The 17,180-nt window shown below is 47.1% G+C and carries 17 protein-coding genes and 1 tRNA gene; 11 read left to right on the plus strand and 7 right to left on the minus strand.

All coding sequences use genetic code 11. The features are described 5' to 3' along the window. The first annotated feature begins 66 nt into the window (after positions 1-66). From pyrH to J0L70_RS06105, 7 genes are all read left to right on the plus strand, one after another. Complete coding sequence (pyrH, locus tag J0L70_RS06075; protein WP_017289493.1) at positions 67-795, plus strand: UMP kinase; 729 nt, start codon at positions 67-69, stop codon at positions 793-795. Further along, entirely contained in the window at positions 782-1,330 is a 549-nt protein-coding gene (frr, locus tag J0L70_RS06080) for a ribosome recycling factor (protein WP_017289494.1), read from the plus strand. The genes pyrH and frr overlap by 14 nt, the downstream gene beginning before the upstream one ends. A gap of 312 nt (positions 1,331-1,642) precedes the next feature. After that, positions 1,643-1,822 (plus strand): hypothetical protein, encoded by a 180-nt coding sequence (locus J0L70_RS06085; protein ID WP_287453565.1) that lies wholly within the window; start codon positions 1,643-1,645, stop codon positions 1,820-1,822. Positions 1,823-1,831: 9 nt separating this feature from the next. Then, on the plus strand, positions 1,832-3,454 hold the full coding sequence (locus tag J0L70_RS06090; protein WP_287453566.1) for a PRC-barrel domain-containing protein: 1,623 nt from the start codon (positions 1,832-1,834) through the stop codon (positions 3,452-3,454). A 135-nt stretch (positions 3,455-3,589) separates the two neighbouring features. Continuing rightward, positions 3,590-3,661: transfer RNA gene (locus tag J0L70_RS06095), tRNA-Lys, on the plus strand. A gap of 161 nt (positions 3,662-3,822) precedes the next feature. Continuing rightward, positions 3,823-4,029, plus strand: a complete 207-nt coding sequence (locus J0L70_RS06100; protein ID WP_017289498.1) for a hypothetical protein — start codon at positions 3,823-3,825, stop codon at positions 4,027-4,029. Between the two features lie 139 nt (positions 4,030-4,168). Beyond that, positions 4,169-6,319, plus strand: coding sequence for a CHASE4 domain-containing protein (locus J0L70_RS06105; RefSeq protein WP_287453567.1), 2,151 nt, complete (start codon positions 4,169-4,171; stop codon positions 6,317-6,319). A gap of 130 nt (positions 6,320-6,449) precedes the next feature. Here the strand turns inward: J0L70_RS06105 and J0L70_RS06110 are convergent, their stop codons facing one another. Together J0L70_RS06110 and J0L70_RS06115 are read right to left on the minus strand one after the other, a co-directional pair. Then, positions 6,450-6,710, minus strand: coding sequence for a DUF7219 family protein (locus J0L70_RS06110; protein WP_017289500.1), 261 nt, complete (start codon positions 6,708-6,710; stop codon positions 6,450-6,452). Positions 6,711-6,782: 72 nt separating this feature from the next. Beyond that, positions 6,783-7,277 carry an SLOG cluster 4 domain-containing protein gene (locus J0L70_RS06115; protein ID WP_017289501.1) on the minus strand — a complete coding sequence of 165 codons (495 nt, stop codon included), beginning with the start codon at positions 7,275-7,277 and terminating at the stop codon, positions 6,783-6,785. A 33-nt stretch (positions 7,278-7,310) separates the two neighbouring features. Between J0L70_RS06115 and J0L70_RS06120 the strand changes: the two genes are divergently transcribed. Next, entirely contained in the window at positions 7,311-8,258 is a 948-nt protein-coding gene (locus J0L70_RS06120; RefSeq protein WP_287453568.1) for a glycosyltransferase family 2 protein, read from the plus strand. Between the two features lie 27 nt (positions 8,259-8,285). Next, the gene (locus J0L70_RS06125; RefSeq protein WP_017289503.1) at positions 8,286-8,987 is read left to right on the plus strand and encodes a response regulator transcription factor; all 702 of its coding nucleotides are present in this window, start codon (positions 8,286-8,288) and stop codon (positions 8,985-8,987) included. Here the strand turns inward: J0L70_RS06125 and J0L70_RS06130 are convergent. Then, positions 8,965-9,807 (minus strand): sensor histidine kinase, encoded by an 843-nt coding sequence (locus tag J0L70_RS06130; RefSeq protein WP_287453569.1) that lies wholly within the window; start codon positions 9,805-9,807, stop codon positions 8,965-8,967. The genes J0L70_RS06125 and J0L70_RS06130 overlap by 23 nt on opposite strands. Positions 9,808-10,172: 365 nt before the next feature. On the opposite strand from J0L70_RS06130, the gene J0L70_RS06135 reads away from it, so the two are divergent. Further along, positions 10,173-10,874: a PHP domain-containing protein gene (locus J0L70_RS06135; protein ID WP_017289505.1), complete on the plus strand. Its 702-nt coding sequence runs from the start codon at positions 10,173-10,175 to the stop codon at positions 10,872-10,874. A gap of 470 nt (positions 10,875-11,344) precedes the next feature. Here J0L70_RS06135 and uvrC read toward each other — a convergent pair whose 3' ends face one another. Next, positions 11,345-13,324 (minus strand): excinuclease ABC subunit UvrC, encoded by a 1,980-nt coding sequence (gene uvrC / locus J0L70_RS06140; RefSeq protein WP_017289506.1) that lies wholly within the window; start codon positions 13,322-13,324, stop codon positions 11,345-11,347. Positions 13,325-13,446: 122 nt separating this feature from the next. Between uvrC and J0L70_RS06145 the strand changes: the two genes are divergently transcribed. Beyond that, on the plus strand, positions 13,447-13,641 hold the full coding sequence (locus tag J0L70_RS06145) for a hypothetical protein (RefSeq protein WP_017289507.1): 195 nt from the start codon (positions 13,447-13,449) through the stop codon (positions 13,639-13,641). A 56-nt stretch (positions 13,642-13,697) separates the two neighbouring features. Here J0L70_RS06145 and J0L70_RS06150 read toward each other — a convergent pair whose 3' ends face one another. The 3 genes from J0L70_RS06150 to J0L70_RS06160 form a co-directional block, all read right to left on the minus strand. Then, a complete protein-coding gene (locus J0L70_RS06150) occupies positions 13,698-14,093 on the minus strand; it encodes a response regulator (RefSeq protein ID WP_017289508.1) in 396 nt (131 codons plus the stop codon). Between the two features lie 203 nt (positions 14,094-14,296). Then, entirely contained in the window at positions 14,297-16,387 is a 2,091-nt protein-coding gene (locus J0L70_RS06155) for a cation:proton antiporter domain-containing protein (protein WP_190647617.1), read from the minus strand. 55 nt (positions 16,388-16,442) lie between these two features. Then, entirely contained in the window at positions 16,443-17,105 is a 663-nt protein-coding gene (locus J0L70_RS06160; RefSeq protein ID WP_287453571.1) for an HAS-barrel domain-containing protein, read from the minus strand. Between the last annotated feature and the right edge of the window lie 75 nt (positions 17,106-17,180).

Genomic DNA, 17,180 nt, shown 5'->3' on the forward strand with positions numbered 1-17,180 from the left:
AGGGATCACAAAATTCCGATCAACTGCTATCTTTAGTTGGACACAACTACGACAAAAAATAAATACATGGGAGTCACGTATCGGCGGATTCTGCTGAAGCTTAGCGGGGAAGCTCTAATGGGAGAGCTTTCATATGGGGTTGATCCTGCCGTAGTTCATGGTATCGCTGAGGAAGTGGCAGAACTCGTAAACGAAGGCATTGAAGTTGCGATCGTGGTCGGCGGTGGAAATATTTTTCGAGGCATGATGGGTGCAGCAGCCGGGATGGAGCGCGCCACCGCAGACTATATCGGAATGATTGCAACGGTAATGAATGCAATGACGCTGCAAGATGCGTTAGAACGAATTGGCATTCCAACCCGTGTTCAGACTGCGATCGCGATGCAAGAAGTCGCGGAACCGTATATTCGTCGCCGCGCGATTCGACATTTGGAAAAAGGAAGAGTCGTGGTCTTTGGAGCCGGATCAGGAAATCCGTTCTTTACGACGGATACTACTGCATCACTGAGAGCCGCAGAGATTAATGCAGAAGTGCTGTTTAAAGCTACAAAGGTAGATGGGGTGTACGATTCTGACCCGAAAAAGAATCCAGACGCGAAGCGGTTTAAGAGTTTGACTTATTCGCATGTTTTGCAACAGGATCTAAAGGTGATGGACAGTACCGCGATCGCGTTGTGCAAAGATAACGATATTCCTATCATTGTCTTTGACCTGTCTGTGCGGGGAAACATCAAGCGGGCGGTCGCAGGAGAATCTATCGGAACGATTGTCGGAGGTTTTTGTGAAGTTTGCTGATGTAGAAGACCATATGAAAAAGGCGATCGATGCGGTGCGTCGCGATTTTAATACAATCCGCACGGGTCGCGCGAATTCAAGCCTGCTGGATAAGATTACGGTCGAGTACTACGGATCGGAAACGCCGCTCAAGCAGTTGGCAAATATTTCGACTCCCGATGCGACGACGATTCAAATTCAGCCGTACGATCGCAGCAGTATGAATGCGATCGAGAAGGCGATTTCGCTCTCAGATATTGGATTGACTCCGAATAATGATGGTCAATCCATTCGATTGAATATTCCACCTTTGACGAGCGATCGCCGCAAGGAATTGGTGAAGCTGGCGGCAAAATACGCGGAGGCAGGCAAAGTCTCAATTCGCAATATTCGCCGCGATGGAGTCGATACGGTGAAGAAACAGGAGAAAGAAAAAGAAATCTCTGAAGATCAAGCCCGTGATACTCAAGATAAGATTCAAAAGCTGACGGACAAATATATTGCTGAAGTCGATAAGGTTTTAGCAGAGAAAGAAAAAGATATTACGACCGTTTAGTGAGAATTTTGTGACGTAAGTCGCGATCGTCGAGAAATTTGGCGATCGCGACTTTTTTATTGAAATCCGTGAGTTTGGAAAACGTTTCGGATCCTCTCTTCTTTTTTCTTGAATCAAGGGAGTCAAACTCTAAATCAATAAAAAACGACCGCATACTATCCAATCTCTACTTCTGGATAGAGTTCATCTTTCCAATGATTTATATCAGTCGATTGACGGCAAGAAATGAACCAGAAAATACACTAAGAACATCTGGCTTAATCGGCTTGAAGCTTGCTTTTTATTGAATTCATCATCTTTCAAACTATAACAATGCCACGTCTTATTGGGAAACGTTCAAATCCAACTCCAGCGATCGCCTTGATTGCAATTCTTGCTGCGGCTGTGGCAGTTTCACTCGAATATTTTGGCTATATCAATCTTGTACCAGGTTTTGGGCGCACAACTTCCTCTCCCATGATTAGCCAGATGGAAGAACCCTCTGAAATTTAAAAGGAAATCATGAGAAAAGGTAGCGACATTCTAAATAAAAGCGTGATTGCTTTTGATACAGGAAAGCGAGTGGCATGGGTTCAAGATCTAATTTTTGATCAAGAAACCAATCACTTATTAGGTGTACTGGTAGAAGAATCGGGATTATTTCGCTCGGCAAAAGTGATCGAGTTGAGATCACTGCGAGCGATTGGAATAGATACGTTAATTATTTCAAGTCGAGATGACATTATTTCTGCAAAACATAGTGAGCAGATTCATCGAGTTCTCGATCGCAATATTATTCTTAAAGGCACGCGAATTGTCACAACCGATGGGCAGTTCCTTGGTTCGGTTGTCGATTTCTTCTTTGATGAGCAAACTGGTGCGATCGAGGGGTATGAAGCCTCGGGTGGGATTTTTGCGGATGCTTATTCCGGGCGATCATTTATTCCTGCTCCCCAAACGCTGCGGATCGGCGAAGATGTGACGTTTGTTCCGCCTGAAACGGCGGCATTAATGGAAGAGCAAGTCGGTGGAATTCGAGGCGCAATGCAAACCGCATCGACTCGCGTGCAAGAATCGTCTGAACTTGCAGGACAAAGAATTCAAGCAGCAGCACAAGCCGCAAATCAACAAATTCAACAAGGTTCAGAAGCAGCCCAGTTGAGACTGCAATCTGCAACGCAAGAATTGCGCGATCGCTTCATTGATCCAGATGAACAATTCGCCTACATCATTGGCAAAACCGTCGATCGAGACGTTTTTACAGATCAAGGACAATTGCTCGTTGCGAAAGATCAGGTGATTACGATCGACATTGCAGAACATGCTCGTCTCGCGGATGCCTTAGACGACCTTTATCGGGCGACGGGTGGCAGTTTGACCCCTGATTTCAATCGTCGATTTCAGGATGTGAATGAGCGCGTCGGTACCGGATTTCAAGAGATTAGCGATCGTGTCAACACCGGGTTTCAGAGCCTTAGTCAGAGAGCGAATGAAAGCCTCTCAAGTTTCACAGCGCGATTGGGACTTGAGCAAGCGAAAGGGCGACGTGCCGATCGCATGATTCGCTCCGACACGGGTGCAATCATCGTCGCTCCGGGGCAAATCGTCACAGACATTGTGATTCAAAGAGCGACCGCCGCAGGGCAAGAAGTCACGCTTCTCGATGCGGTAGGATTGCAGCCAACAGAAGCTCTACGCGGCAATACGAACCAATCTTTGACCTTAGCAAAACACCAATTTCAGCGAGAGGCATCGTTGGCGACCAGTCAATTTCAGCAAGAAGCTGCGATCGCAGGTGAAAATCTCAGAACGCTTTGGAATAACACCAAAGAAAAATTTGCAGAGTATCAAGGGCGCAGTCAGAAAGCGATTCATCGCAATCGAGTTGAACAGGCTTTAGGTCGTCCTGTCAATCGCGTGATTTTAGATGCGCAAGACAATGTGATTTTGAATGTGGGTGAAATTATTACTCACAAGGCGATTCGGCAAGCCGAAGACAGTGGAGTGATTAACATTCTGCTGAGTTCGGTCTACACCAAAGAGCCGACTATTCGTGAAGAGGAACTCCGCGCCCCAGAGGTCGGCATCGCATCGCTAGAGCGAGAACATGCCCGTTCCGGTAATGGCGTTCCCCAAGTGAATTAGCGATCGCATCAAAGTCGGAGTTTGACCAAACTCCGACTTCTCGCTGCCCGTAAAATTTTGCATTTCAAAAAAGTCGATCTTTTTGATTGAAATCTTAAAACAATGTGCTATTCTAGCTAAGGTTGAGCAACAAGCGGGTCGCTAGCTCAGCGGTAGAGCATTCGGCTTTTAACCGACTGGTCTCGGGTTCGAATCCCGGGCGACCCATAATCCTTAAAGCCTGCATGAAAAGAGGATAAAGCTTTTCGGTCTGGTTTTTGGATACTTAATTTAGAAAAGCGTCAGCAAGACTCAGAGAATTGATTTGCTGGCGCTTTTTTAATTTCGTATAGGTTTAGTTTTGTATGGGGCAGCGCTTCTAAATCGGTGTGGAAGAAACTTTGATTTCTGAGCGATCGCGCTACTCATCCCGTTTTTATCCCAACATAGCAAAATTTTTACAAATGTTAGAACGGGATGCAGGAGTGGAATTCTTGGCTGGGAAGGAAACCGCTGTCGCGGTCATTGCAACTCCATTTCGTCCATTTAGGCTACAGCGAAGCGTCAACCTGATCAAAAACTGGGGCTTGGTCTGACAAAGCTCATCTTGTAGAGATAGAGTTGCTCTCTCTGCTTGAGTAGAACTGAGTCTAATTGAGATGTTCCTGCTCTGATTAGGGCGCTCGTTCGTTGTCAATCAAGCCAATCGCTAAGGAAGCATTAAAACCCAGCGGTATGATGAAGTCTCCTCCGATCCGGTTCCTCAATAAGTTGAAGCTGCGTGAGAAAACCCTACTGGTTTTGAGCTTCACACTTGCGAGCTTAACCGGAGTCGTCTACTTCGCCTCATCTACCATCCTGTTGGGTAGCCTCAAGATTGCTGAAGAACAAAGTGCTCGGGAATCGCTCCAAGGCGTTCTCAATGTCTTCGCCAAAGACCAAGAAGCCTTCACAGTGCGCTACAGTGATTGGTCGGCTTGGGATGATACCTACCAGTTTATTCAAGACCACAATGACGCTTACCTCAAATCCAACCTAATTCCTGAGCAATTGGCGAACTTGAAGGTTAACTTGGTGCTATTTATAAACACGCGAGGTCGAACTGTCTACGGGACAGGGTTCGATCTGAAGACCAAGCACTTCCAACCCATCCCCGCAGGACTGCCCAAACTGTTTACGAATCAGTTACTTCTCGAGCAGGCTCAGACAAAAGGAGCTATGACCGGGATTCTTGTGCTGCCAGAAGGTCCGATGCTAATCACATGTCAGCCGATTCTAACTTCCGAGAGGAAAGGTCCTGTACGAGGCGCGCTTATCTTCGGTCGCTACATTGATGCAGAAGCCATTACCAATTTATCTAAAATCACTCGCTTTCCCCTCCAGATCTACTCCCTTCAGAGTTCAAATCTCCCAGCCGATGCGGCGGCGGCTCGTTCCGCGCTCTCCGCACAGAATCCCATTCTTATTCATCCGTTGACTGAAACAACGCTTGTCGGCTACGGGCGAGTAACGGATTTGCGTAACCAACCTGCGCTTCTCCTTCAGGTTAAGATTCCTCGCAAGCTCTATCAGGAAGCAGCAAAAAGCCAACAGCAACTAATGATCGCGATCGTTCTTCTTGGGATTACGTTCGGGGGCATTACCATCTTTCTCTCGGAACAGTTGGTCTTGTCTCGTCTACTTCGTTTAAGTAGCGGTGTCAATAGTATTCGCATCAGTCAGAACTTGGCTCACCGACTGACCGGAGCAGGACAGGATGAAATCTCGAGTCTGACCCATAACATCAATGAACTGCTGGAAACGCTGGAGCAAGCCCAAGGAGAAACAAAATCAGCACTCGATCAAGTCACACAGACCAATGGGGAACTACAAACGGTCGTGGAACAGTTGCAGGGCGAGATCTGGGAGCGACAGCGAGTCGAGGACGCACTGCGACAATCCGAAGAGCAATTGAGACACCAGACGCACTCTTTAGAGCAAATGCTATCGGAGTTGCAGCAGATGCAGATGCAGTTAGTGCAGAGTGAAAAAATGTCCAGCTTGGGGCAGCTCGTCGCTGGCATTGCCCATGAAATTAACAATCCCGTTAGTTTCATCTACGGCAACCTCGAGCATACCAAAAACTACGTTGACGACCTCTTGCAGATATTGCGCTTATATCAACAGGAGTATTCCACTCCTCCCCCATCTTTGCAATCTGCGATCGAATCGCTCGATCTAGAATTCGTGATCACCGACTTGCCCAAAGCCTTCACCTCGATGAAAACCGGAGCCGAGCGAATTCAGGAGATTGTGACATCACTCAGAACGTTCTCACGGCTAGATGAAGCGACAGTCAAAGTAGTTGATATCCATACCAGTATTGATAGTATTTTGTTGCTCTTACAGAGCCGATTGACCGTGAAGGGGAGCAATTCATCGATTCAAATTGTGAAGGATTACGGGCAACTGCCCTTGGTTGAATGTTACGCTGGGCAGTTGAATCAAGCCTTTATGAACATTCTGGCGAATGCGATCGATGCCATTGAGGAGGCAAGCGGCGCTAGACAAGCGATCGCCGCTCAATCGAATGAGGCTTCATCATTGAAAACTCATAATCCCGCTGGCACGATTACGATCCGCACCCGTTGCCAAAACAATGACAAGATCGAGATTGCTATTAGAGACACGGGTGTGGGCTTGTCCGAAGCAGTCCGAAGTCGAATCTTCGATCCGTTTTTTACCACGAAACCTGTAGGGCGAGGAACTGGGTTAGGTCTATCTTTGAGTTATCAAATTATTGTCGAACAGCATGACGGAACGTTAGCGTGTGACTCAACGCTTGGGCAGGGCACGACCTTTATCATCGGACTTCCCAAATGCTTGCCCCCGAATTCTGCCGTCTGAGATGTTGGGTAGTCCTGCGTCTCGCGCTAGTGTCTGTCTTAAATAAGCTTGGTGGACGATGACTTCTTATGCTGAGGACGAACCGAGTTCGATGCTTCAGAAGTCATCGCCATCTTAGTTTTTGAAGGTTCTAACTCTCTTCTGATCCGCTAGTTTGATCCAGCAAGTTTTTCTTAGACTCCTTTAGCTGATGCCATAATTCTTTGATCTGCTTATAAGCGTCTCCTGGAGGAATCTTGCCTGAAGTTTCCAAACCACAGAGTAACGATACGCGCTGAGCAAATTCCTGTAAGTTTGCGTTAAATGCGAGGCGTTCAGGTGTGAACTCTCCTCGATAGTGTGCGGTTGGATAAAAGAACTCTTCTTTTCTTTGGTCTGGATTGTTCGTCACGATTCAGCCCTACACGATAGAGGTGCACCCCTATCCTAATGTCTACCCTAGTAGGCGAAAAGTAGGACACGATTATTTTTGTGTAGAGAGAATCACTTTCAGTTGTTCCAGCGCGATCGCGGCTGTTTCTGCAATGCTGACTAAATTTGGATTGAGCGATCGAAAAAATTCCCGCGCCTGCAAATCTTCTGTGATTAAAATCACACGCTTACGCGCTTTAATCGCCAAAGCAACCTCTGAAGCTGTCCCCGCTCCCATTCCGCAAGCAACGATCGCATGACTTGATAACACATTGATATTGTTTCGCGCGTTGCCCATATCCGTGATGATCGGAATGTCGATCGCGTCTGACATCGCAGAATTGATTCGGGGCAAAATCCCGATCGTCAATCCATCACGACTTTTTGCCCCACGGCTGACTGCATCCATCACCCCTACATTGCGTCCCCCACTCAGCACGATCCAACCTGCTTCAGCAATGCGCTGACCCAGTTCATAAGCATTTTGCAGATCGAGCGGAGTTGCATGTTCGCCCGCTCCCATTACCCCAATGATTGTTTTGGGCATGTTGACATCAGAATCGAATTCTGAGAACTCGGCATGAGCTTTTTACCCTTTGTTTCTGTGATTGTGCCAATTTATAACGGTGAAGCAGATTTACCGCCGCTCCTCGCCTGTCTACAAGCGCAGACTTATGCGAATTTTGAGTGCTTATTGGTGGATAACAATAGCAACGATCGTACGGCAGAATTATTAAATGAGATTGAAGATCCAAGACTACGATCGCTCAAGCAATCCGAAATTCAAAGCTCCTACGCCGCAAGAAACCTCGGAATTCAAAACGCCAAAGGTGAAATTCTTGCCTTTACGGATGCAGATTGCCGTCCCGAACCCAATTGGCTAGAAGATTTGATTCAGCCATTTTGCGATCCCGCTGTCGGACTCGTTGCAGGCGAAATCAAAGCATTACCCGGCAATACATTATTAGAACAATACGCCGATCGACAAGAAACCCTGTCTCAAAAACACACGCTCAATCATCCTTTCTGCGCTTACGGACAAACTGCAAATCTTGCCATTCGCGCCGCAGCATTCAAAGAAGTTGGATTATTCCGCCCCTACCTGACAACGGGTGGCGATGCCGATATCTGTTGGCGCATTCTGCGCGAGACGGCTTGGCAACTGCGCTTTGCTGAAACTGCGATCGTTCGTCACCGTCATCGTACGACGTTCTCCGAACTGCAAAGCCAATGGCGCAGATATGGACGTTCAAATCGCTATCTGCATGATTTACATGGCATCGATTTAATGCGCGAACCCCAGTTTGGAGAATATCGATATCGATTGCTGCGTTGGATTTTGAAAGAATTTCCGATCGCAACGCTGAATTTAATCAAAGGCAAAGCGACGTTTGTCGATTTGATCAACACTCCGATCGGATTGTTCTGTCTTCATGCCCGTGCCCAAGGGCAGCGACAAGCAACCCTCTCACCACAAGCACACACAATCGAGCCATTGATACAACAGCCCCAAAATTCGTTAAATTAAAAAGCGAACGTGTCAGAGGGATCAACAATGCCGGAGCAACTCGTATTAGTCGATGATGAGCCTGGACTCAGAGAAGCAGTGCAAGCCTATCTCGAAGACAGTGGCTACACCGTGCATACTGCCAGTAATGCCCGTGAGGGCTGGGACACTGTTCAGCGTGTGATGCCCGATCTCGTAATCACTGACATTATGATGCCGCAGGTCAGTGGCTTGGAATTCCTGAAGCAACTCCGCGACGATCCCAGATTTGAAACCTTACCTGTGATCTTTCTGACGGCGCGGGGGATGACCAACGATCGCATTCAAGGCTATGACGCAGGCTGTGATGCGTATTTACCCAAACCGTTTGATCCAGATGAGCTAGTTGCGATCGTCACTCGAATTCTCAAACAACGCGCAGCCGCGAAAGTCTCCAGTGGCGATAGTGATGCAGATATTGCAGAACTCTCGCGCCAGATTGCAGAAATTCGAGCAATTTTGATGCAGCGGGGCGCGATCGCGCAAACGCCCGCGCCGATGAAACTTGACTTTACTCCGAGAGAGCAGAGCGTTTTGGATCTCGTCGTCGATGGTTTGATGAACAAAGAAATCGCCCGTCGGCTCGACACCAGCGTTCGTAATGTCGAGAAATACGTCAGCCGTCTTTTTAGCAAAACGGGAACAAATAGCCGCACCGAATTAGTCAGATTCGCATTAGAACACGGGCTTACGACTCCTGCAAGTCATTAGCACTAAATCGAACGGCAATCATCGTATTCGGAATGCGGCTGACGGTGAGAATGCCGTCGACTTGCTGTACAAGTGAATTAATCAACTGAAAACCCAGTGATCGCGGCGACATCAAATCTAAGTCTGTTGGAAACCGCTCCCCGCTATCGCTGACGATCAGTGTGATCTGAGCATCTGTAATTCGCAATGAAACGGTAATTTCTCCAAATTCCCCCGCTAAGCCATGTTTCAGAGCGTTGGAAACAAGCTCATTCAAAATTAACCCGACCGGAACGGCTCGATTTGAGGAGAGTTCAATCTCTCCTTGAATTTCAGTCCGGAAGGTAATGCGATTTGGTTCGATCGCATAGATTCGCACTAGAATTGCCGTCAAGCTCTGAATGTATTCGCCTAAATTGATTCGAGTTATCTGACTCGACTGAGAAAGCCGTTCGTGAACGAGCGCGATCGATCGAATCCGGCTCTGATTATTTCGCAAGATCGTTTGCACAGTCGGATCTTGTGTTCGCATTGCTTGCAGATCGAGCAAACTCGAAACGACTTGCAAATTGTTTTTCACCCGATGGTGAATCTCACGCAGTAAAATCTCTTTTTCTCGCACAGACGCTCGAAGTTGAGCAACGTCTAGACTCGTTTCTGCTTGCTGAATCACCGTCTGAGCACTTTCGAGCACGTTGAGCGCAGACTGGAACTCTTCGTGAATCTCACTGGACAGACTTAAATTAGACTGCGACAACACTCGATCTCGAATGACAGCAATACGTTGCCGAATGGCATCTAACTGCTGGGAAAACCCATTATTACTCGGACTAGAAATCATTCACGTTTTCAGGGAACTCAACCAAAATCAGCCGATTTGCCGTTGCGAGGGCGGATTGAGGGGGCGGATCAATTAGCCGACGCAGAGACTTCGGATAGGGTGCGAAATGTTCGCAACTTGCTTACCGAAGTACTCTCGCGGACAGGAACTTACACATCAATAAATGCAACTAGGGGGATTGTGTATGCAATCTACCATTGAATGTACATGGGCTGAAATCCCTTCTGTGACAGTTTTTTGATGAGAGTAATCAATGACATCAGTTATACTCAATGACTTAGGTATCGATTACTGAAACGTTTTTTTAAGCTGTACATTACATTAGATATAGTCCCGTAACCTGCCAGTAATGTTTGAGGCGATTTATGGCTGCTTATCTTGCTCCCGGTTCGATTGTAGACGTTCCAGCCGCGCAAGATGCGGTGGCTCTCAGAAAGGTGTTTGCTTCGTTGACAGCGGAAAGCTGTCCGCGTACTTATAACTTCCATATGCATACCAAGCATTCAGATGGGCAGTTAGTTCCTGAAGCGTTGGCGCAACAGGCGATCGATTTGTCTCTCCAAGGGTTTGCAATTACGGATCACCATCAGATCTCTGGAAATCAAGCGGCTCAGCGTTATTTGAAGGCGCAGCAGGCTTTGGGATTTGCGGTTCCCCAGTTATGGACGGGAACGGAAATTACGGCTAGATTGCTCGATACGGAAGTTCATATTTTAGGGTTTGCGTTTAATCCAGGGCATTCTGCGATCGCATCTTATTTTACGGGGGTTGCTCCCCAAGGCGATCGTGCTCATGCAGTGAATGTGGTTGGGGCAATCCAACAAGCAGGCGGCATCGCAGTTTTGGCGCATCCAGCTCGATATCGTCGATCGGCAGATGAATTAATTCCGGCGGCGGCAATGATTGGCATCGATGGCGTGGAAACGTTCTACGCCTACAACAATCCAAAGCCTTGGACTCCTAGCCCGAAGGAAACTTACCGAGTCGCAAAGCTGCAATCTCAGTATCAGTTGCTCAGTACCTGTGGGACAGATACACATGGCATGAGCTTATTGCAGAGATTGTAGGCTTAAAGACTGCGAAGGGCAAAAGCAACTTGAAAATGCTTCTGCCCGTTAAATTATGAGAAATATTGCTAGAAAATTCTAGAAAATTAATGAAGATCAAGACTTGTGATGTTGAAATGCAGCGCTTCAGGTTTGCAAGAACTTAGCCCATGCGAGACATAAACGTAACCAGCATCATACAAGCCATAGCAAACAACACAGCCATTCCCACAGATTGACCCAAGTGCTTCTTAGAAGTCTGCATATTTGTTTTCCTGTGTCTTAACGAGTTCTTTAACAGTATCAGGATCGCTATGGTCGCAATTAAAAAGTAATCTAAGTTACCAATTCGATATGAATCTTTATGTAAGGTTCAGTTGTAACTCAGTTTTTCATTGACTTTTCATTGCCACTTTGATTGGTAACCGAGCAATCAGGACACAGGGATTTCAGTGGGATTTCAGCGATGTTTCATGTCAGAAATCGCTGCTTTAGGAAGCTACTTCAGAGTTTGTAGAATGTTCAGCTTCTGGAATGTTGTCGATTCCTTCATCACTGGGATGGAAATATTGATAGATTTGCTTTGCGATCGCCATTCCAATTCCTGGAACCGTGGCTAATTGCTCAGGGCTTGCTTCGCGAATGTAATCAATTGATCGAAATTCCGCTAAAAGTAGCTTTTGCCGATGATGACCTAAGCCGGGAATTTCATCTAAGCTCGATCGTCGCATTCGAGTTGTGCGTTGCTGACGATGGAAGCTGACTGCAAATCGGTGTGCTTCATCTCGTAATCGTCGAAGTAACTGCACTCCAGGCTGTTCTGCTTCGGTTTCAAGTGGGAGAGATTCACCCGGCAAGAAAATCTCTTCTCGCTGTTTCGCCAAGCTAATCACTTTGATGTCTTCGAGCAGGTTCATCTCGCGCAGCACTTTGACGACCGCTGAAAGTTGACCTTTTCCGCCATCAATCATCACAACATCAGGAAAATCAGCCAGTGCAGAGGTTTGAGATTTCAATGCAGAGGTTTGAGACGCAGCCACGATCTCTTCACCTCTCGCTTTTGCCGTCGCGTACTTCTTAAATCGACGAGAAATCACTTCCGCCATACTGGCAAAGTCATCGGAACGACCTGATCGCACTTCTGGATTCTTGATTTTGTAATGTCGATAATGCTGTTTTGCAGGTTGCCCGTCGATGAAGACAACCTGGGATGCTACTGCATCTGACCCTTGAATATGCGAAATGTCATAGCCTTCGATTCGGCGCGGCAACTCTGGGAGATCCAGGATTTCAGCCAGATCTTGCATCGATTGAGTATTACGATCGGCAAATTTTTGCGTTCGTGCCAACTCAAACCCCGCATTGCGCTCAACCATTTCGATCAGTTCTGCTTTGGTTTGACGTTGAGGAGCCACGATCGAGATTTTTCGCCCTTTCGCTTGGCTCAAAAACTCCGCCAACATTTCACCATCGGGTAATTCATGTTGAACGAGAATTTCCGCTGGAATCTCAACCGGATCGACCGTTTGGTAATGTTCTTCTAACACGCGCTGCAAGATTGCACCCGGTTCAGCATGAGCATCCGCAAAGAATCCTAATCGCCCAACCAAGCGACCTGCCCGGATTTGGAAAAGTTGGATGCAGGCGTGCTGATCGTCAGCCGCAAGCGCGATCGCATCTCGTGAAATCGTGTCATCGGGTAACGCAACTTTTTGCTCTGCACTCAAGCTTTTCAAGCCTGCAATCTGATCTCGCAGTCGTGCCGCATGTTCAAAGTTCAAATTCTCTGCGGCAACTTCCATTTGAGCCATCAGAGATTCTTCCAGTTCGCGAGTTCGGCCCTGGAAAATCATGGCGACTTTCTGAACTGTTTTCCGGTAATCCTCAGACGAGATTAAAGCCTGACAAACGCCCGGACAGCGCCCAATATCGTAATTGAGACAAGGACGATCTTTGAATAAAGGTTGGGGACGTTGGCGCAGCGGAAAGATGCGTTTCACCAAATGCAACGTGGTTCGCAGCGTGCGGCTATCCACATAAGGTCCATAATAGCGATCGCGTTCTTTCGCCATGCGCCGCTTGCGCGTAATGAAAATCCGAGGATACGGCTCTGACCAGGTGATACAAAGGTAGGGATATTTCTTGTCATCTTTCAACAACACATTAAAGTGCGGCTGATGTTGACGAATCAGGTTTGCCTCTAATGCTAAAGCTTCTGCTTCAGTATCGGTCACAATCACTTCGATTTCGACCACTTGGCGCATCATCAGCGCGATTCGGGGTCGAGTATCATGACCATTGAAATAAGACCGGAGCCGCGATCTCAGCCGTTTTGATTTACCAATGTAGAGAATTTGATCCGTACGATCGCGCATGTAATACACACCTGGCTCTTGCGGAATTTCTTTTAGCCGAGTCTCTAAACGTTCGAGATCATCGATTAGTAACGGAGTTTCAGGGTGATCAGTCACTTAAAACTTTATCTAAGAGGGGATTGTTTAAATTTTAAATCAATCCTCAAGGATAAGGGTGACGATCACCGAACCCAAGTGACTATAGTGCGAGATATCAGTCTTGACTTGCCACAACCCCTATGAATCTACAAGAGTTTGAGAGCCAAACTCGCAACAACATTGAACGAGCGCTCACCCAATTGCAGACCGCAACTCTCTTACTGTCTGCTCTCGAAATTCAGATTTTAGAATCCGGCGATACCGTGAAGAATTTAAGTTTGACGATCGAACAATTTATCAATACGCAGCAGGACAGCGAAACGACGATCGTCTAAAGGTTTTTGATTGCAGCGATCGGGAGCGAGAAATTCATGTCGCCCCCGATTTTTGCTTATCCAAGCACGGATCGAATCACCTCAAGCAATTCTAAGAGTCGAATCGGTTTGACTAAATATCGTTGTGCTCCTAGACCTAGCGCTCGGCGCTGATCTGCGATAAATGCACGAGCCGAGACCACAATCACGGGAATCTCCCGCCAGTCTGGAGACTCCTGCATGCGCTCTAAAATGTCACATCCATCCATGTCTGGTAGCTTCAAATCTAGCAGGACAATTTGAGGTTTGAAGTCCGTCAATGCGCGTTCAAAGCCTGTTCCTGTTGCCAACGATTGCACTTCAAAGCCCTGGTAGACCAGATAATCTTCGAGTAATCGTCGGTTTGGCTCATTGTCCTCAATGAGTAGAATTCGGATCGAATCGATCGCTCCTGTTTCTTGATCAGTTGTCATCTCGTATGCACCCTTGTTGACTCTATTTTCGGTCAACGTGGAGAAATAGCGAGAGTAATTCGCCAATTCATAGGCTTAAATCTGGGGAATAAATTACCCGAAACAGTCCTTTATGTATCAAATTTCACATGGCTGTCTCAGCAAATCAAGTCTAATCGGCAAACTTTAGAAAAATTAGAGATTAATTTAAGATCCGTATGAACTTAGGCGTTGGGGAGCAAGAGCGGGCGATCGACAACTTCAGGCTCATCGAATAAAATCATCGAGCATTGGATTTGTACTGAAATTTGGGAGACGAGATTACCCAAAATCAATCCTCCGGCTGTATTGGGAGTCTGAGACGACCGTAAAATCAGTAGGTCAAAAGATTTTGAGGCAGCAACGATCGCTCGTCCGATATCGTCCTCGGGGATAATCACAATTTCGGTGGCGATCTGCTCGACTTGGGGAGCTAGCTTTTCAACGAGGAGGTCGAGTTGGGATCTGATCCAGGCAATTTTGCTTGCAGAAGTGGCTCGACCGCAAACATGCATCAGTGTCATTTGCCCGTTTGTCGCAGTTGCAATGTTCAGCGCAAATTGGAGAGCAGAAATCGATCGCAATGTCAGATTTTCTATCGGGATCAGAATTTTCTGAAATTGACTTGGCGATTTGAGCAAACGCGCCACGGCAACAGGACAAGGAGCAGCATACAAGACATCGCTGACGATCGTTCTAAATAATCGTTCTCCAAATCGGCTTTGTCGTCCCCAGCCCATGATGATTAGATTCGCGTGATGTTCTCGGCTCGCACGAGTGATGCCTTGAGCGATGCGATCATCAATGCGAAGAATCGGTGAGACTTCAACATCAAACGATTGCGCGAATTGAGTTGCCCGTTCGAGCAGTAATTCACTGCGATCGAGGCGTTCTTGCATCTGTGAGGAGTTAAGATGCGATTGAGAAAATGCGACGGCAAATGGAATTAATCGCCCCGAATGCGATCGGGCAATTAACGCGGCTAATTCTAGCAAGTTCGCTTCGGTATTCGGGTTGTACACCGGGACTAAGACGGTCATTTGACTGATCCAAACTGGATCAGCAAGCGTGGGGGGTAAATCTTCGACGGTTTCGGCTTGAAGTTCGGTGGCGAATCGGGCAGTCAGAATCGGACCGAGTGTCGAAGTGACTAACATCAGCACAATCACACTGTTGAGAACGCCTTCTGTCAGCAATCCAGCCCGATAGCCAACTAAGGTAGCAGCAAGTGTGGCAGCAACTTGAGGCAGAGACAGCGATCCCATCACCATCATCTCTGTCCAACTGTAGCGATATGCCAGTTTTGCCAGAACTGCCGCCGCCATTTTGCTGAAAATTAGACCGACCACGATCGCGATCGTCAGTCCTAGTAATTTCGGATCGCTCAAACTTTGAATAAACACCGGAACCCGAATCAGCAATCCCATGTCCACAAAGAAAATCGGAATAAACAAAACACTGCCGACAAAGACAACTTTCTCTTTGACCGGGCTATCGCCGACCACCCGATTGACGGCAAGCCCCGACAGAAACGCACCGACAATCTTTTCAACGCCAATCAGTTGTGCTCCAACTGATGCGAGAAATACGGCGAGTAGCACAAAAAGAAATTGATTGCCTTCTTCATCGCCAGAGCGTTTAAAGAATTCACGTCCTGCTTTGTCAAACCCGACAAGAATCACGATCGTATAAATCCCTAACGATCCCAAGAGTGTGAACAGCTTGAAGACTGTGAAATCTCCTGCATGAATTCCGATACAGATTGCTAAAACCAGCAACGCGCCAATATCAGTAAAAATCGTTGCGCCAATCGTGACGGTCACGGCTTCATTATTGACGATACCTAGCCGACTGACGATCGGATAAGCAAGTAAGGTGTGAGACGCAAACAAAGAACCTATCAAAATAGCAGGGTTCCAATCAAATCCAAACAATCGACCCACGATCGTTCCGACGATTAATGGAACTAAAAAAGTAAAAGTCCCAAATCCAATCGAGCGGTTTCGAGTGCGTGTAAATTGGTCAATATCAATTTCTAGTCCTGCCACAAACATCAAATAAATCAGTCCGATGTCCGAGAGTAGATTCATCGTTTCAGACTCGGTCTGAAAAATATTCAGACCATTGGGTCCTAATGCGACTCCTGCGGCAAGTAAGCCGACTAATCCTGGCAGGCGTAATCGCTCAAATATCAAAGGAACGACGAGAATAACCGCCAGCAGAATCACGAAGGCAACAATCGGTTCTTGAAACAAGCCAGCGGTTAGCAATAACATAGATTCATGTGCATAAACTTAATGTGTATCGATCCAGATGCCTGCCAAACTCTATCTAGAGGTGAATTTGGCTGAGAATGACTCTGAGGCGATCGTAATCATCTTTTAACAATAAGCTGAGCATTCGCCCGGCCTGTACCAGCCAAGCACGATCGGCTTTTCGCAACTGATAAATTTCGCGAATTGCTGCCGCTGTTAAAGCATCGACCGGAGCGCTTCCAACTTGTAGCAAGGTTCTGAGAAAATCAAGTTCGTTACTAAATTCAATAATCTCATCTGAATCGCAAGCATAAACGGCTTGATGAATCTGAGGGGGACGAGGGGGAAGATGTTGATAAAGCGTTCCGCCTTTTGAGCCGTTCTTTTTATTTCCGCCTGCTTGATAACCGACGATCGCGGATCGAAATTCCGTTCTGAGCATGGCAAAAATCTGCGGCTGTTGTTCGCGCAGTTCTTGCATGGACATCCCTAATGCGCGCGCGCGGTGAACGGTGTCGATCGGGCTAGTGGTGGCATGATAGACCACCGCATAAATGAGATTATTCGATTCTTCATCGATCGCTTTTACCCAACTTCCAAACGGAGGCATCACCGGAAAAGCAAGATTGTCTGGTTCAAGACACTGAGCGAGAAATTCAGTGGTTGCTGTCTCGATCACTTCTGCAATATGGTTTGCAGGGCGATTTTGAGCAGAAAATTGAGGAAGAGGAAGCCGCATAGATGCTCACGAATTCAGCGTGTCTTGAGCATAGCAGGTCTGTTTGTTTACGATCCAATACGCGACTAGATCCGG

Source organism: Leptolyngbya sp. UWPOB_LEPTO1, assembly GCF_017302695.1.
Lineage (GTDB): Bacteria > Cyanobacteriota > Cyanobacteriia > Leptolyngbyales > Leptolyngbyaceae > Leptolyngbya > Leptolyngbya boryana.

What these genes read in the sequence shown, in the direction of transcription:
- pyrH (WP_017289493.1), top strand. Translation starts at nt 67, where the DNA reads ATGGGAGTCACGTATCGGCGGATTCTGCTGAAGCTTAGCGGGGAAGCT.
- J0L70_RS06085 (WP_287453565.1), top strand. Translation starts at nt 1,643, where the DNA reads ATGCCACGTCTTATTGGGAAACGTTCAAATCCAACTCCAGCGATCGCC.
- J0L70_RS06090 (WP_287453566.1), top strand. Translation starts at nt 1,832, where the DNA reads ATGAGAAAAGGTAGCGACATTCTAAATAAAAGCGTGATTGCTTTTGAT.
- J0L70_RS06105 (WP_287453567.1), top strand. Translation starts at nt 4,169, where the DNA reads ATGATGAAGTCTCCTCCGATCCGGTTCCTCAATAAGTTGAAGCTGCGT.
- J0L70_RS06115 (WP_017289501.1), bottom strand. Translation starts at nt 7,277, where the DNA reads ATGCCCAAAACAATCATTGGGGTAATGGGAGCGGGCGAACATGCAACT.
- J0L70_RS06120 (WP_287453568.1), top strand. Translation starts at nt 7,311, where the DNA reads ATGAGCTTTTTACCCTTTGTTTCTGTGATTGTGCCAATTTATAACGGT.
- J0L70_RS06125 (WP_017289503.1), top strand. Translation starts at nt 8,286, where the DNA reads ATGCCGGAGCAACTCGTATTAGTCGATGATGAGCCTGGACTCAGAGAA.
- J0L70_RS06130 (WP_287453569.1), bottom strand. Translation starts at nt 9,807, where the DNA reads ATGATTTCTAGTCCGAGTAATAATGGGTTTTCCCAGCAGTTAGATGCC.
- J0L70_RS06135 (WP_017289505.1), top strand. Translation starts at nt 10,173, where the DNA reads ATGGCTGCTTATCTTGCTCCCGGTTCGATTGTAGACGTTCCAGCCGCG.
- J0L70_RS06145 (WP_017289507.1), top strand. Translation starts at nt 13,447, where the DNA reads ATGAATCTACAAGAGTTTGAGAGCCAAACTCGCAACAACATTGAACGA.
- J0L70_RS06150 (WP_017289508.1), bottom strand. Translation starts at nt 14,093, where the DNA reads ATGACAACTGATCAAGAAACAGGAGCGATCGATTCGATCCGAATTCTA.
- J0L70_RS06155 (WP_190647617.1), bottom strand. Translation starts at nt 16,387, where the DNA reads ATGTTATTGCTAACCGCTGGCTTGTTTCAAGAACCGATTGTTGCCTTC.
- J0L70_RS06160 (WP_287453571.1), bottom strand. Translation starts at nt 17,105, where the DNA reads ATGCGGCTTCCTCTTCCTCAATTTTCTGCTCAAAATCGCCCTGCAAAC.